The sequence below is a fragment of the Paraglaciecola sp. G1-13 genome (assembly GCF_055809255.1).
Genome location: NZ_CM147903.1, coordinates 4,634,493 through 4,650,475, shown reverse-complemented (window position 1 = coordinate 4,650,475; position 15,983 = coordinate 4,634,493). Strand labels below are relative to the sequence as shown.

General features: G+C 45.2%; 14 protein-coding genes. 10 read left to right on the top strand and 4 right to left on the bottom strand.

The window, feature by feature from the left end:
• Positions 1-72: 72 nt before the first annotated feature.
• Together AC0L6N_RS19760 and AC0L6N_RS19755 are read right to left on the bottom strand one after the other, a co-directional pair.
• Complete coding sequence (locus AC0L6N_RS19760; RefSeq protein ID WP_473477096.1) at positions 73-1,587, bottom strand: YifB family Mg chelatase-like AAA ATPase; 1,515 nt, start codon at positions 1,585-1,587, stop codon at positions 73-75.
• A 97-nt stretch (positions 1,588-1,684) separates the two neighbouring features.
• Positions 1,685-2,305, bottom strand: a complete 621-nt coding sequence (locus AC0L6N_RS19755; RefSeq protein ID WP_473477094.1) for a trimeric intracellular cation channel family protein — start codon at positions 2,303-2,305, stop codon at positions 1,685-1,687.
• Between the two features lie 449 nt (positions 2,306-2,754).
• Here AC0L6N_RS19755 and ilvD point away from each other — a divergent pair, with 449 nt between their 5' ends.
• Together ilvD and ilvA are read left to right on the top strand one after the other, a co-directional pair.
• A complete protein-coding gene (gene ilvD / locus AC0L6N_RS19750) occupies positions 2,755-4,602 on the top strand; it encodes a dihydroxy-acid dehydratase (protein WP_473477092.1) in 1,848 nt (615 codons plus the stop codon).
• Positions 4,602-6,152, top strand: coding sequence for a threonine ammonia-lyase, biosynthetic (gene ilvA / locus AC0L6N_RS19745; RefSeq protein ID WP_473477090.1), 1,551 nt, complete (start codon positions 4,602-4,604; stop codon positions 6,150-6,152). The genes ilvD and ilvA overlap by 1 nt, the downstream gene beginning before the upstream one ends.
• A 93-nt stretch (positions 6,153-6,245) precedes the next feature.
• Here the strand turns inward: ilvA and plsB are convergent, their stop codons facing one another.
• Entirely contained in the window at positions 6,246-8,681 is a 2,436-nt protein-coding gene (plsB, locus tag AC0L6N_RS19740) for a glycerol-3-phosphate 1-O-acyltransferase PlsB (RefSeq protein WP_473477088.1), read from the bottom strand.
• Between the two features lie 193 nt (positions 8,682-8,874).
• On the opposite strand from plsB, the gene lexA reads away from it, so the two are divergent.
• The 6 genes from lexA (at position 8,875) to AC0L6N_RS19710 (ending at position 14,379) form a co-directional block, all read left to right on the top strand.
• On the top strand, positions 8,875-9,498 hold the full coding sequence (gene lexA / locus AC0L6N_RS19735) for a transcriptional repressor LexA (protein ID WP_011576932.1): 624 nt from the start codon (positions 8,875-8,877) through the stop codon (positions 9,496-9,498).
• 409 nt (positions 9,499-9,907) lie between these two features.
• Entirely contained in the window at positions 9,908-11,032 is a 1,125-nt protein-coding gene (coxB, locus tag AC0L6N_RS19730) for a cytochrome c oxidase subunit II (RefSeq protein ID WP_473481393.1), read from the top strand.
• A 10-nt stretch (positions 11,033-11,042) separates the two neighbouring features.
• Positions 11,043-12,641, top strand: a complete 1,599-nt coding sequence (gene ctaD, locus AC0L6N_RS19725; RefSeq protein WP_011576930.1) for a cytochrome c oxidase subunit I — start codon at positions 11,043-11,045, stop codon at positions 12,639-12,641.
• A gap of 18 nt (positions 12,642-12,659) precedes the next feature.
• Entirely contained in the window at positions 12,660-12,887 is a 228-nt protein-coding gene (locus AC0L6N_RS19720; protein WP_473477086.1) for a hypothetical protein, read from the top strand.
• On the top strand, positions 12,884-13,486 hold the full coding sequence (locus AC0L6N_RS19715) for a cytochrome c oxidase assembly protein (protein WP_473477085.1): 603 nt from the start codon (positions 12,884-12,886) through the stop codon (positions 13,484-13,486). The genes AC0L6N_RS19720 and AC0L6N_RS19715 overlap by 4 nt, the downstream gene beginning before the upstream one ends.
• An 11-nt stretch (positions 13,487-13,497) precedes the next feature.
• Positions 13,498-14,379, top strand: coding sequence for a cytochrome c oxidase subunit 3 (locus AC0L6N_RS19710; RefSeq protein ID WP_011576928.1), 882 nt, complete (start codon positions 13,498-13,500; stop codon positions 14,377-14,379).
• 61 nt (positions 14,380-14,440) lie between these two features.
• Here the strand turns inward: AC0L6N_RS19710 and AC0L6N_RS19705 are convergent, their stop codons facing one another.
• Positions 14,441-14,650, bottom strand: a complete 210-nt coding sequence (locus AC0L6N_RS19705) for a DUF2909 domain-containing protein (protein ID WP_011576927.1) — start codon at positions 14,648-14,650, stop codon at positions 14,441-14,443.
• 69 nt (positions 14,651-14,719) lie between these two features.
• Here AC0L6N_RS19705 and AC0L6N_RS19700 point away from each other — a divergent pair, with 69 nt between their 5' ends.
• Together AC0L6N_RS19700 and AC0L6N_RS19695 are read left to right on the top strand one after the other, a co-directional pair.
• Positions 14,720-15,433, top strand: coding sequence for an SURF1 family protein (locus tag AC0L6N_RS19700; RefSeq protein WP_473477082.1), 714 nt, complete (start codon positions 14,720-14,722; stop codon positions 15,431-15,433).
• A complete protein-coding gene (locus tag AC0L6N_RS19695) occupies positions 15,417-15,977 on the top strand; it encodes a hypothetical protein (protein WP_473477080.1) in 561 nt (186 codons plus the stop codon). Before AC0L6N_RS19700 ends, AC0L6N_RS19695 begins: the two co-directional genes overlap by 17 nt.
• Positions 15,978-15,983 lie beyond the last annotated feature (6 nt).

Genomic DNA, 15,983 nt, shown 5'->3' with positions numbered 1-15,983 from the left:
AATAGCCTCGGTTAAGAAAGCATAACCTGAAAGATTTTTAATTCACAAGAAACACTCACATAAAGTGAAAATTTAATTGTAAGCAAGCTGCGCCAACATACGATCAAAGGCTCGGTAATTAAGGGCTTCGGCCAGATGTTGGCGGGTTATGTTAGGCTGATTAGCAAGGTCTGCGATAGTGCGAGATACCTTTAATACTCTATGGTAGGTACGCAGTGACAAGCCTAATTTTTCAACGGCAACTTGCAAAAAACGTTGATCGTTACTTGAAAGCTGACAGTACTCTTGCACCTCTTTGCTACCAAGCATAGTGTTGGGTTTGTTGCTGCGCGAAAGGGCAATATTACGCGCAAATACGACTCGCTCTCTGGTTTCTTTACTGCTACATCCTCGCGTCTTAACTTGCTCAGAGAACTCATTGCCGTTGAGCTTAGGCACATCAACTTGTAAATCGATACGGTCCAAAAAAGGTCCTGAAATACGATTTAAATAACGCAATATTTGGTCAGCAGTGCAGCGCCCGTCATTAAGGCTGCCCGTTGGGCTCGGGTTCATCGCTGCGACTAACTGAAACTGAGCCGGAAACTGCGCTTGTCTGGCGGCACGTGAAATAGACACCGAGCCTGACTCTAGCGGCTCTCGAAGTACATCAAGCACTTTGCGATCAAATTCTGGTAATTCATCTAAAAACAACACGCCGTGATGAGCGAGTGATATTTCCCCGGGCCTTGGCACACTGCCACCACCGACTAACGCAACGGCCGAACTCGTGTGGTGGGGATGGCGAAAAGCGCGCTGTTTCCACGTTTGTGGGTTAACCGGTTTACCTACGATCGAATGAATGGCGGCGCTGGCGAGGGCTTCTTCATCGGTCATGGGCGGTAAAATAGTGATCAAACGACTGGCCAACATCGTTTTACCTGTGCCTGGTGGGCCAGTGAATAACAAGTTGTGTCCGCCGACTGCCGCTATTTCTAGGGCACGTTTTGCTGAACTTTGCCCGACCACATCTTGTAAATCCACGTTATATTCGGCTTCTTGCAAGATGTTGTCAGATGTAAATAAGGGGAGAGTTTTTTGCTTGCCTAAATGGTGAAACACATCAAGTAATTGATATGCAGGGACTATCTTCGCTCCGCTGATAAGAGCAGCTTCATTCGCATTTTTAGCGGGTAATATAGCGGTACGACCCTCCTTAAAACATGCATAAGTAAAAGGCAGCGCGCCTTTGATGGGGCGTATTTCACCGGAAAGTGCAAGTTCCCCTACTAACTCAATGCCCTCAAGGCTTGCGCCTTTTAGTTGATTACTAGCAGCGATAATACCGATAGCGATGGCAAGATCGAATCGACCGCCTTCTTTCGGTAAGTCTGCGGGGGCTAAGTTAACGGTTATACGACGAGCAGGAAATTCAAAGCCTGAATTTATCAGGGCGCTACGCACGCGATCTTTGGCTTCGCGCACCGATGCTTCAGGCAACCCAACTAAGTTAAAACAAGGCAGCCCGTTGGCTAAGTGCACTTCTACAGTGATAAGCGGCGCATCAATGCCGACACTCGCTCTTGAAAATACTACCGCTAATGACATAAGCAAGGCCTTTTGCACGTCAAACTCGAATGCCATAAGGCTAGTCAAGTGAGCAGGTTAGCGCCACTTAGCATAACGAACAAAGCGGTTTAAGGCTTCATTCCATGTGTTCCGGGTTGAATACAGGTAAATGCCAGTGCCATTTCATGGCGGCTAAACGGGTGGTCAGTGTTACCGCAAAGCCCATGATCATGCAGCTATAAGTGGATAAGCCGAGATAAGATCCCGCAATGTACGTGGCGCCGCCAATGATACATGCCGTTGCATACAAATCGCCTTTCAAGACTAATGGAATTTCGCGACAAATCACATCACGAATTAAGCCACCAAACACAGCGGTCATGGTACCAAGGGCTATCGCGATAAAAGGGGATGCGCCGTAGCTAAGGGCTTTTTGTAAGCCCATGACGTTGAAAAAGGCTAACCCTATGGCGTCGGCAACTTGCAAATATCGCAGGGGGAAGCGATGGCTAATACGTAGCCATATGATGGTACAAAGCGCGGCGCCTAGAATAGCAAAGAAGAAGCTATGATCTTGCACCCAAAACACAGGCAGATCTAAAATAATATCACGCAGAGTGCCGCCACCAATTGCCGTCACTGAGGCTAAAACGACGACGCCAAAGCCATCCATATGCTTTTTATAAGCCATTAATGTGCCAGAGACGGCAAAAACAGCCACGCCCATTAAATCAATCCAATGTAACCAGGTACTCATATTTTTCTCACTGCTATTTGAGGCTGAATGATACCGATAAATGACAAATTCTAAATAGCCAAACTCAGCGTTTGTGTATAAAGGACACAAAAAAAGCCTATAGCATTGCTTGATCCGTTGTGGGGGTTCGTGTTACCAATATAGGCAGTGACGATATACCAAATTTAAATTAGAAATTTATCTAATGTTCTATTCCGACTCGTGCAGCAAAGTAATTATTTTGGTGACAGTGGTGGAGACATGTTCTCCGCGGGGATAGATCTGAATTAACGTCAGACAATTTTAACCCCCCGCACGAAAGTTCGGGGGGTTTTTTGCTTTTAGCGGCAACATTTTCCGAGATATCAATTTCGACAACCGGACGAGGTTTTTCGCGCATACCGTTTCACCTGCGACCTCGACGGATTTTTACACTATTAATGCACTATTTAAGTTAGAGAGAAGAGACAATGCCAAAGTTACGTTCAGCAACCACAACCCAAGGTAGAAATATGGCCGGCGCTCGCGCGCTTTGGCGTGCGACTGGTATGAAAGATGGGGATTTCGGCAAGCCGATTATCGCGGTGTCTAACTCATTTACTCAGTTTGTACCGGGTCACGTGCACCTAAAAGATATGGGGCAGTTGGTGGCGCGTAGCATTGAAGCGGCTGGTGGAGTGGCAAAAGAGTTCAATACGATTGCGGTAGATGACGGTATTGCTATGGGTCACAGCGGCATGCTTTACAGCTTACCTTCTCGCGAAATCATTGCTGACTCGGTTGAGTATATGGTTAACGCGCATTGCGCCGATGCGATTGTTTGTATTTCTAACTGCGACAAAATCACCCCTGGCATGTTAATGGCGTCAATGCGTCTAAATATTCCGGTTATCTTTGTTTCTGGTGGCCCGATGGAAGCGGGCAAAACCAAGCTTTCAGATCAAATCATTAAATTGGATTTGGTGGATGCCATGGTCGCGGGTGTTGATGACAACGTGAACGACGAGCAAAGTGGTGAAATTGAGCGTTCTGCGTGCCCTACATGTGGCTCGTGCTCAGGTATGTTTACTGCCAACTCAATGAACTGCTTAACGGAAGCGCTTGGTTTGTCATTACCAGGTAATGGTTCAATGCTTGCGACGCACGCTGACCGCGAAGGTTTGTTCAAACAAGCGGGTACGCAAATTGTTGAGTTGTGTCGCCGTTATTATCAGCAAGACGATGAATCAGTTTTACCGCGTAACATTGCCAACTTTAAAGCATTTGAAAATGCCATGAGTCTTGATATCGCCATGGGCGGTTCAACCAATACTATTTTGCATTTATTGGCGGCAGCGGTGGAAGGTGAAGTGCCTTTTACCTTGGATGACATTGATCGCTTATCTCGCAACGTACCGCACCTATGCAAGGTTGCGCCTTCTACCCCTCAATACCACATGGAAGATGTGCATCGTGCGGGTGGTGTGCTTGGCATATTAGCCGAGTTGAATCGCGCCGGTTTGTTGCACGAAGACACTCCACATGTGTTAGGAAAATCTATTGGTGAAGTCATAAGTGAGTGGGATATTACCCAACCTGAAAACGCCCATGCCCTCGAGTTTTTCCGTGCAGGCCCTGCTGGCATCCGAACCACGAAAGCATTTAGCCAAGATTGCCGTTACCCTACCGCCGATACCGACCGTGAAAACGGCTGTATTCGTAGCCGCGCAAATGCATTTAGTGAAGAAGGTGGCTTGGCCGTGTTGTTCGGCAATATTGCGCAAGACGGTTGTATTGTAAAAACAGCCGGTGTGGATGAGTCCATTCACGTATTTACTGGTCGCGCACGTATTTACGAAAGCCAAGATGACGCAGTGAAAGCTATTTTAGCCGACGAAGTGATTGCTGGTGATATAGTTGTTATCCGTTACGAAGGCCCTAAAGGTGGACCGGGAATGCAAGAAATGCTGTACCCCACGACTTACTTGAAAGCCAAAGGATTAGGCAAAAAATGCGCTCTTATCACAGATGGCCGCTTCTCAGGCGGTACGTCTGGTTTATCGATTGGCCATTGCTCGCCAGAAGCCGCTAGCGGCGGTGGTATCGGTTTAGTGGAAGAAGGCGACAGCATGACCATCGATATCCCCCAGCGTAAAATTGGTGTTGATATTAGTGATGAAGTGCTTCAAGCCAGACGAGAAAAAATGGAGCAGAGCGCTAATCCTTGGAAGCCAGTCAGCCGTGAGCGTAAAGTGTCACTCGCGCTTAAGGCATACGCCTTATTGGCAACAAGTGCGGATAAAGGTGCTGTGCGCGACGCAAGCAAATTGGAAGACTAATGACCACCAGTGCCCAAGAATATTTAAAAAAGGTTTTAATGTCGCCAGTGTATGACGTGGCGGTAAACAGCGAGTTTGTCCATCTAGACAAATTCTCCGCTGTTTTAGGGAATGATGTATGGCTCAAGCGAGAAGATCAGCAACCGGTTAAGTCGTTCAAATTGCGTGGTGCATATAATAAGATCAGTCACTTAGATGATGAAGCGCTAAACGCGGGGATCATTACCGCATCAGCGGGCAACCACGCCCAAGGTATTGCTTATTGCGCCTCTCGCAAGAATATTCAGGCCACTATTGTGATGCCAGAAACCACCCCTGACATTAAGGTGGACGCGGTGCGCAACTTCGGAGGTGCTAACGTCAATGTAGTGCTTCATGGTACTAGCTTCGACCAAGCCAGTGAAGAGTCTAAACGTTTGGCTGCGCTGCATGGGTATACCATGATCCCGCCATTTGACGACCCAGACGTTATTGCCGGGCAAGGGACCATTGCCAAGGAAATGCTTGAGCAAAACCCGAATCTGGATATCGTTTTTATCGCAGTGGGCGGCGGCGGTTTAGCCGCTGGCATGAGTGTGTATTTGAAGCAGCTCAAGCCCAGTATCAAAATTGTCGCTGTAGAGTCCAGCGAATCTGCTTGTTTACAAGCGGCTTTAAAGGCTGGTGAGCCTACTCCTTTGCCCTTTGTAGGGATTTTTGCAGACGGTGTAGCAGTGAAAACCATAGGTACTGAAACATTTCGCTTGTGTCAGCAATATGTAGATGAAGTCATTACCGTTAACAATGATGAGTTATGCACGGCAATCAAAGATATTTTCGATGATACCCGCGTGATTGCTGAGCCAGCAGGCGCATTGTCTGTTGCAGCCATGCGTAAATACGCTAGGCTAAATGACGTTAAGGGTAAAGTCTTTGGTGGCGTGTTATGTGGCGCTAATATTAATTTTCACACTTTGCGTTATGTGTCTGAACGCTGTGAATTAGGTGAGCAAAAAGAAGCCGTATTTGCCGTTAAAATCCCTGAGAAAAAAGGCGCGTTTAAGCACTTCTGCGAACTGCTAGGTGGTAAAACCATCACTGAGTTCAACTATCGTTTTTCAAGTGAAAAAGAAGCGCATATTTTTGTGGGTGTGAAGTTGCGAAGGGGCCAAGAAGAGTTTGCTGAGTTGATGGCCACTTTGAGTGCAAATGACTACCCTTGTCTGGACATGTCAGACAATGAAATGGCAAAACTGCATGTGCGCTACATGGTAGGTGGTCGCCCCCCTGCTCTGCTTCATGAGCACTTGTTCTCATTTGAGTTTCCTGAACAGCCAGGAGCCCTAATGACCTTCTTAAAAACCTTGGGCGAACGCTGGAACATTACTTTGTTTCATTACCGTAACCATGGTGCTGCGGAAGGTTTAGTGCTAGCGGGGTTTGATTTCCCTGATAACGAACGTGCTGATTTTGAGCAACACTTAGGTCAACTCGGCTACCAATACTCTGAAGAAACCGAAAATCCCGCCTATAAGTTTTTCTTATCAGACGTGAACGGTATTTTCAGCTAATAATTTGCGGTTATCGGTTAAAAAAATGCGCTCGGTTAATCACCTAGCGCATTTTTTATGTGCTCAATATTCACTCATTAGCGTATACACGATTTAAATTTGCTGAAGTCGTTGAGTGATCTCAGGCGAAATTAATTCCTCCACACTTGCTAGCAGTGCTTCGCTGGTATCTGAATGCTGCAACTGCCCTTCGCTAGATGCGTTGATTAATTCGTTATCTTTCAAGGCGTGAATGAAAGTAGATAGTACATTTTTGTCGAAAAACTCTGGTGAATTAATGCCATGTAACGCCGCTAAACGCTCTGCAAATTCTCGACTCTGTTTTTCTAAGCGACCACGGCCAATGGTTTGTTCCTTCTTAAGAATGGTCAGCACGGCAGCATAACGTTGCAGGGTTTCTTGAATGCTTCGATTCAGCAACCAGAATGAATAAAACGCTTTGCTAGTGGCAGCGGGCGGGCACAGTGTGTCATCTTCAGCACGCAGTAAACCCATATCGATCATCGTGCTAAGTAAGCGATCTGTATAATTCATTGCTTCTTCGTGGCTCATATAAATAAATAGCTCGCGCTGCAGCAAAGGATATAGCTGGCCAACGAGGGAGATGACTTGCGGCCTTGCCAAGCCTTTATGGGCAAATACAATGGCGCTGACTAAGCCAGGTAGGGCAAACAAATGCAAAATATTATTGCGATAATAGGTCAATGCCACCGCATTTTTGCGTTTTAGGGAGATGATAGTGCCAAAACTGTCTTGGGATACTTCCAGCTTATTTAGCTTTAACGTATTTTCTACCAATGCTTTGCCATCAAGCTCAGGGATGCTAGATAAGTCACTGTAAGGCGCGGCCTTTAACAAGTCTAGGTAGTCGTCAATGGCGCGTTCGAGTTCATCCTGTGCCATTGCATGTTTCTTAGCGGAAAGTAAGCACATGGCGCACAGTGACATACCGCTGACAGCGGCCGCTTGGTTGATTCGGCCCATAACATCATTGGCTAAGGTATTCACGGCAGGGGTTAACCAGCGCGGTTTTTTATCGGGTTCTAAATTTTGTGCTTCACGCCAATCTGGCACTTCGCTATCAAGAAAGTTGCTTAAATTAATTGGATCACCGAAATTTAAAAATCCGTTTCCGTAGTTTTTCAGCTTACGTACCGCGGAGAACACCTGAAAAAAAGATTCTTTCTTTTTGTCTGTGCCTTTGAGCTCTTTCAAATAGCTTGAGACTTCCATTACGTGCTCGTAGCCAATGTATACAGGTACAATACTGACGGGGCGGTTAATGCCTTTAATCAGTCCCTGAAGGGTCATGGCCAACATACCCGTTTTAGGCGGTAGTAAGCGACCTGTTCGACTTCGGCCTCCTTCAGGATAATACTTCACGGAATAGCCTTTGTTGAAAAGTAGCTCTAAATACTCTCTGAATACCGCGGTATACAGCTTGTTGCCGGCGAAGCTGCGACGTAAGAAGAATGCGCCACATTTTCGTAAAATTCCGCCAATCGGCCAAAAGTTGAGATTGATACCCGCAGCAATATGCGGTGTCACTAAACCTTCGTGATAGATGACATAAGTTAAAAGGAGGTAGTCCATGTGGCTTCTATGGCACGGCACGTAGATAATTTCGTGGCCATTTTGCGCTAACGCCCTGACTTTATCGGCATGTTTTACTTCAATGCCGTTGTACACTTTGTTCCATATTTTTGTGAGTAAGCGGTCGCCAATTCTTACTAACCCTTCGCGATAATCTGCGGCAATTTCATCGACATATTTCTTCGCTTTGGCTTGTATCTGGTGATTTGACTGCTTCTTGCTGCGCGCTTCGTCGCTAACTGCTTGGCGAACAGAGTCTGCGCCCAATACTGCGTTATATAATTCTTGTCGTTCGAGTAACATTGGGCCTATGAGATTTTGGCGGCGACGATGAAAGTGCGTGCCCGCTAAGCGGATAAGCTTGTGGCCTATTTCTTCATCACTGCCTTTTAAATCTGCCATGGTACGAGAGGATACAGCCTTGCTGTAACAAACGAAGTTATCTCTACCTAAAAACAGCACAATAAAAAACTTACGTAACCAGTTTGGAGATACCTGGTTGGCGATAATATCTGACCAGCCGGATAGCTTTCGGCCGGGTGCTCTGCCCCAAAAAATGGAAACCGGGACGATTTGCAAGTCTAACTCTGGGTGCTCTCTGTGGATCTGGAACAGACGAGTAACATCATCTGCAATTTTGGTGATCTTCACTTTTCGAGTAAGCAAAGAACGTGGTTGTTGTAAAAACAAACATGCGGGTAATTCCTTACCACCGATTTGCACCGGCTCGGAGGGCTTAGGCAAGCCTAGGGAATTGGTAGACATTTTTAAAGCAAATTGATCAGTGACCGAGTGTGTGCGCAATAGATAAATAATGGGTTTGGTGGTATCGATCCCAAGTTCGGTCGCTATATCTGTAGGAATGCTATTAACTTTAACCAGCCATTTTAGCGGAACAGATATCATTGTCAGCAGCAGTTTATGCAGCCATGCCATAAGAGTGGTACCTAGATAATGAAAGACCTGTATAGGATACCACGTTATTCGGCTTTTCCACCCCGCGTAATCAGTTTACAGGTCAGAGGTCTTATAGAAAATTACCTTTAATAAACAACAAAGAAGAAAAATTTGAGATTTAGCAACGACTGTATATACTCACAGTTAAACTGTATGAAACAACAGGCTGTGTATGCGTCCACTAACTCCCAGACAAGAAGAAGTCTTGCAACTGATTAAAACCACCATGCTAGAAACAGGCATGCCGCCAACACGTGCAGAAATAGCACGGCACCTTGGTTTTAAATCGGCAAATGCGGCTGAAGAACACCTCAAGGCTCTGGCTCGTAAAGGAGCAATTGAGATCTTGCCCGGCACGTCAAGAGGTATCAGGCTCACTGAGCCTTTAGAAGATCAATTAGAAGACCAAGGTTTGCCGCTTATTGGTCGTGTTGCCGCCGGTGAGCCCATTTTGGCTCAAGAGCATGTTGAAATGCATTACAAAGTTGACCCAAGTTTATTTAAACCCAGCGCTGATTTTTTACTTAGAGTTAGCGGCATGAGTATGAAAGACATTGGTATTTTGGATGGTGATTTACTGGCCGTGCATAAAACAACGGATGTGCATAATGGTCAGGTGGTAGTTGCGCGAGTAGATGAAGATGTAACCGTTAAACGGCTTGAGCGAAAAGGTCGACAAGTCGTACTACATGCTGAAAACGAGGATTTCCAACCTATTAAAGTCGATCTAGCGACGCAGCCTTTTAATATCGAAGGTATCGCTGTTGGTGTTATTCGTAATGCTGACTGGATGTAGTTGAACATTTTTTTAGGCAGTTTGCTGTTACATTATTGATCATTTTCGAGCTTCGCAATGGAGTTCGAAAATATTATTTTATTCCATGAAAACATCCCATCTTACCTACCTCATATTGCCTTTTCGCATATCATTTAATCTATGTGTTTGTTACTGAGTTGTTAACGTAACACACTGATAGACTGATTAAAATTTGGTCGATTGAATATAAAATATACAAAAAAACTGGACTACTCCCCCTATTTTGAGTAATGCTTGTTACACGATTAACAAGTCAGTAACAAAACTTGTCGCGTGCTGAACCTTACAATAATAAATTAGAACGTAGAGTTTGATGGTTATCACCACTATTTTACGCGTTTGACAAGCAGGGGGTCGAGTGAAGAAAATTTCGTTGAGTGTAATGGCAATGTTAGGTGCATTTAATTGCAGCACCGCTTTTGCAGATTCAGTGTCCGACTTAGATCAGTACCAATTAAACATGCGCAAAGGTGTGACTGATATCAGCGCCGAGGTATATGACCTACATATGTTGATGTTCATCATATGTGTGGTTATCGCTGTTGGTGTGTTTGGCGCTATGTTCTACTCCATTTTATTTCATCGTAAATCTCGTGGGGCTAAGCCTGCAAACTTCCACGAGAGTGTTAAAGTTGAAATCGCTTGGACCGTCATCCCTTTTATTATCCTCATTGTAATGGCTATCCCTGCAGCCAAAACGTTGATCGCTATGGAGGATGCCAGTGAACCGGAAGTGACGGTGTTGGTAACAGGGTCACAATGGAAGTGGCACTACAAGTACATGGATAACGACGTCGAATTTTATTCTCGCATGGCAACTCAAGCCGATGAGATTACAGGTAAATTAGACAAGGGTGTTAATTACCTCTTAGAAGTAGACCAACCTTTGGTGATCCCTACCGATAAACGTGTGCGTTTTCTTATTACCTCAGACGATGTTATTCATTCTTGGTGGGTACCAGACTTCGCAATCAAGCAAGACGCTAATCCAGGTTTTATTAATGATGCTTGGGCTAAGGTCAATGAACCGGGTATTTACCGTGGGCAGTGTGCTGAATTATGCGGAAAGGATCACGGGTTCATGCCGGTTGTGGTTATCGCAAAAGAGCCCGCCGAATATGATAAGTGGATAGGCGAGCGTCAAGCCATCCAAGAACAGGCAAAAGCTGAAGAGCAAAGATTACTAGCAATGAACATGAGCAAAGAAGAGCTCATGAGCAATGGTCAAAAAATTTACAATTCTGCATGTGCAGCCTGTCATATGCCTAATGGTGAAGGGTTGCCAGGGGTATTCCCAGCATTAAAAGGGAGTGACATTGCGCTGAACGATATGGCTGCGCATATTGATATCGTGCTTAACGGTAAATCAGGTACCGCAATGGCCGCCTTCGCTAAACAGTTAACAATGTCAGAACTTGCCGCAGTGATTACCTATGAGCGAAATGCGTGGGGTAACGATACGGGTGATCTAGTTCAGGCGAAAGACATTAACGCTGCATTAAACGGGCAGTAGGGAGACGATCATGAGCACAGTAACCGACACGATCCATCACGAAAACGATCATCACGAGCATCATGCGCCTCCTTCTGGTATTAAGCGCTGGTTGTACACGACAAACCACAAAGACATAGGCACGCTGTACCTTTGGTTCGCATTTATCATGTTCTTAACCGGCGGCGCGATGGCGATGGTCATTCGGGCGGAATTGTTTCAGCCGGGCCTGCAGATAGTTGAGCCTAACTTTTTCAATCAAATGACCACAGTTCATGGCTTGATCATGGTGTTTGGTGCTGTTATGCCCGCTTTTACAGGGCTAGCTAACTGGTTAGTGCCTATGATGATTGGCGCGCCAGACATGGCTTTGCCTCGCATGAACAACTGGAGCTTCTGGATCTTACCCTTTGCGTTCTTGATTTTACTGTCTTCGTTATTTATGGAGGGGGGCGGCCCTGCATTTGGCTGGACGTTCTACGCTCCTCTATCAACTACGTACAGTGGTGACAGTACTGCTCTGTTTGTTTTCTCGGTACATATCATGGGGATTTCATCCATTATGGGGGCGATTAACGTCATAGTGACGATCTTTAATATGCGCGCCCCAGGGATGACATGGATGAAAATGCCGCTCTTTGTTTGGACGTGGCTGATAACAGCATTTTTGCTTATTGCGGTCATGCCTGTATTAGCCGGCGCAGTGACTATGGTGTTAACAGATAAGTTTTTTGGTACTAGCTTCTTCGATGCCGCAGGTGGCGGCGACCCCGTGATGTTCCAGCATATTTTCTGGTTCTTTGGGCACCCTGAGGTTTACATCATGATACTGCCCGCCTTTGGCATTATCTCGCAAATAGTACCGACCTTTGCACGCAAACGCTTATTTGGCTATGCCTCTATGGTGTACGCCACGGCATCTATTGCATTGCTGTCGTTTATCGTCTGGGCTCACCATATGTTTACGACTGGGATGCCGGTTTTTGCTGAGATGTTTTTCATGCTAGCCACCATGCTGATATCTGTGCCCACCGGTGTGAAAGTATTTAATTGGGTAGCAACCATGTGGCGAGGCTCCATGAGTTTTGAAGTACCTATGTTATTTGCTCTAGCGTTTATCGTGCTGTTCACGATAGGTGGTTTATCTGGCTTGATGCTGGCGATAACGCCTGTGGATTTCCAATACCATGATACTTACTTTGTTGTTGCGCATTTCCATTACGTATTAGTGACGGGCGCCATCTTCTCAATTATGGCGGCGGTATATTACTGGCTACCCAAATGGACAGGAAAAATGTTTGATATTACGTTAGCTAAATGGCATTTCTGGTGTTCATTAATTTCTGTAAACGTATTGTTCTTCCCGATGCATTTTGTTGGCTTGGCCGGTATGCCAAGACGTATTCCAGACTATGCATTGCAGTTCGCTGATTTTAATAAATGGATAAGCTTAGGTGGATTTGCGTTTGGTTTATCTCAATTGATTTTCTTAGCGTTACTTATCAAGGCATGCCGTAAACAAGGTGACCCGGTAAGTGACCAAGTTTGGGAAGGGGCAGAAGGTCTAGAATGGGAAATACCTTCACCTGCTCCGTATCATACGTTCGAAACTCCGCCTGTTATTAAATAGGCGGTACAGGAGCATATTATGTTGCTAGTCAAAAAGAGGTTTTCCAAGACGCGACTTTTGAAGCGTTCTGTTGCATTTACTTTCGGCTTAATTGCGTTTGGCTTTTGCAATAGCTTGCAAAGTGATGCTTATTTTCCTCTCAATGATACCGTGCATTTCGCATTACAAAGTGAATATACCAATGCGCAGTACGCTCAGCAGGGTCTGGCTCAGTCTTACTCAGGGATGTTCTGGCACTCGCTATGACAGACAACAGGCAAGAGCCTAATACGTCAGATGCTGCCAGTGCTGAAAAGCCGAGCAGTCATGGCAAGATGGTAATTAAATTACTCGCTATCGTATTGGGGATGTTTGGTTTCGGTTTTGCATTAGTGCCTCTTTATGATGTGTTTTGTGATTTAACTGGGTTAAATGGTAAAACGGCTAACTCCGCGGCGGTTTATGAGGTCATGGAAATCGATGAGTCTCGCACTATAACCATCGATTTCATCACACGAACCAATACCGGTATGGCGTGGCAGTTTGAAGCAGAAAAACGTCAAGTCCGGGTTCATCCGGGGCAGATGAATGAAATTAATTTTACTGTTAAAAATCCGACTGCTCACCCTGTTGTCGGTCAAGCTGTACCTTCGGTTTCACCTGGTACGGCGGCGTTATTTCTAAACAAAACAGAATGCTTCTGTTTTGAGCAACAGGTTTTGCAAGCAGGTGAATCAGCGGTTATGCCCATGCGGTTTTATGTGGACCCACAGTTACCTGAAGACATTACCTATTTTGCATTGCAATACACCCTGTATGACGTCACGGCGACAGCGGGTGATCTTGTAATGAATAGTGGTCAATAGGAGAACGAATAATGGCTCAGCCAGATTATGAAAAGTATTATGTTCCGGATAGCAGTCCTTGGCCGATAGTGGGAGCCATTGCATTATTTTTAATTGCCGTTGGTGCAGGTAACTTTGTGATTGAACAAACCAAAGGCACGTCTGGTTACGGTGGATATATTCTGACAGCTGGTTTTGCGACTCTGATATTTATGTTGTTTGGTTGGTTTAGAAATCAAATTCATGAGTCGATGAGTGGCTTATATAGCGATCAATTAGGACGCTCATATCGACAAGGTATGGCTTGGTTTATCTTTTCTGAAGTCATGTTTTTTGCAGCATTTTTCGGTGCGCTTTTTTACGCTCGAATGATTTCAATACCTTGGCTAGGTGGCTCTGGCAACAACGCCGCTACAAATGAAGTGTTATGGCCTGCATTTCAAGCAATGTGGCCGCTGGTGCAAACCCCTGGCGGCACAGAAACAGAAGCCATGGGCTGGTATGGCCTACCTCTGATTAACACCGTCATCTTATTAATTTCATCCGTTACTTGTCATTTTGCGCATGTGGCACTTGAAGAGAATAAACGTGGCCGCTTGAAACTTATGCTTGGTATAACTGTGCTGCTTGGAGCGATTTTTATGTCGTTGCAGGTTGAGGAGTATATTCATGCTTATCAAGAAATGGGACTAACCCTGCAATCGGGTGTGTATGGCAATACCTTCTTCTTATTAACCGGCTTTCACGGACTGCATGTGACGTTGGGCGCAATTATCCTGTTTATTATGCTACTTAGGATCTTTAAAGGGCATTTTACTCCTGAAAATCACTTCGCTTTTCAAGCAGGTAGCTGGTATTGGCACTTTGTTGATGTGGTTTGGGTAATGCTGTTTTTCTTTGTGTATATATTGTAATTAAGGTGACGTACTCACAGGTTAAAAACGGGCTTGTGGGTACGTCGTGTAAAGTAAAATATTAATAAGGACGTGGGTTGGGCTCAATAAGACCAGTGGCCATGGCAATAAGTATGACCACTACAATTGCCACCGAGGTTAATACCCGTCTTCCAATATATTTGCTCATATTCGCTTGTTTTGGTTCGTTTTTAAGCATTACAGTCATGGCTTTAAATAAGTTATAAATCATAACGATAAGTAGTATTCCGATGATTATCTTGATGAGCACTTTGTTCTTTCCTCTCGCTGTTATTTTTATTGTTGATTAGGCATGCTTAGGCTTATTAAGCGATTACCTATGATTTCTACACTAGTGACTTTGTGCGCAGTTGTCATCATGTTTGCACTGGCTAATTGGCAATTGCACAGAGGATTAGATAAAGGTAAGAGAATGCAAAGTATTGCTTCTGTATCGAGTAACGCGTCATTGTCATTCGAGAGGGTACTCACTATCGATAAGGATATTCAGGATTTGCCGGTAAGCTTTAGTGGCGCAATTGATCCTCAAAAGATTTTTTTAGTCGATAATCGTATCCATCAAGGCCGCCCAGGGTTTGATGTGTATGGTGTAGCACGGCGGCAGACTCAAAACGTGCTGATTAATTTTGGTTGGATTGCAGGTAACTTAATGCGCAATGATCTACCACAAGTCACTTTGCCAAACACGTTATCGGGCGCACTAGGGAGAGTCGTTGAGCCCACAGACAACCCGATGATCACAGAAACAGCAACGCCAGAAGCAATATGGCCTAAGGTCATACAGCAAGTCGATATCCACTTTATAGAGCAAGTTATACAGTTAGAGTTGCCACCTTTCGTGATAACGCTAACGGACAGTAGTGATGATTTCATCCGCAACTGGCAACCCGTGGTTATGCCTCCTGAGAAGCATTATGCCTATGCTGTGCAGTGGATGGGTTTAGGCATCGCCGCTTTTTTAGTTTACTTTTTCGCACTTCGCGCACGTTTTCGCGCTGCACATAAGAAGGGATCCCATGAACAACACGAGTAACAAACGTTTGATTATCACACTCGCCGTGGTGTTTATTTTGCCTGTGGTGTTAGCCAAATTGGCTTTAGATAATAACTGGTTCAATAAAGCAGCGACTAACAAAGGGGAGTTACTATCACCCATATTAGACATGAGCGCTATTCAAGACAACGCTGCTGAGCCCAAGTGGCAGCTGGTATACGTCTTACCTTCACAGTGCAGTATTGAGTGTGAGAATGCCTTGTACAGTGTTGAGCAAGTATGGACAGCGCTTGGAAAAGAGCATGACAGAGTGCGTGCAACTGTCATTAGTACACCTGATAGTGACGTCAGTGTCGCTAGGCGGTTGTATGAGCATAGTGCTGTTAAGTTGTTAAAAACTAACGTGGAAAGTGTTAATAATGTGTTTAAAGGTGAGCCGGTAAATGCTATTTTCATTGCTGATACCTTGAATAACGTGATCTTGCGTTATCCACTTCAAGTTGAGCAACAGCAAGCCATTTTGCATAGTCGTGACATTTTATCTGACCTACGCAAGCTGCTGAAATTATCACGTATTGGTTAGAGGGTC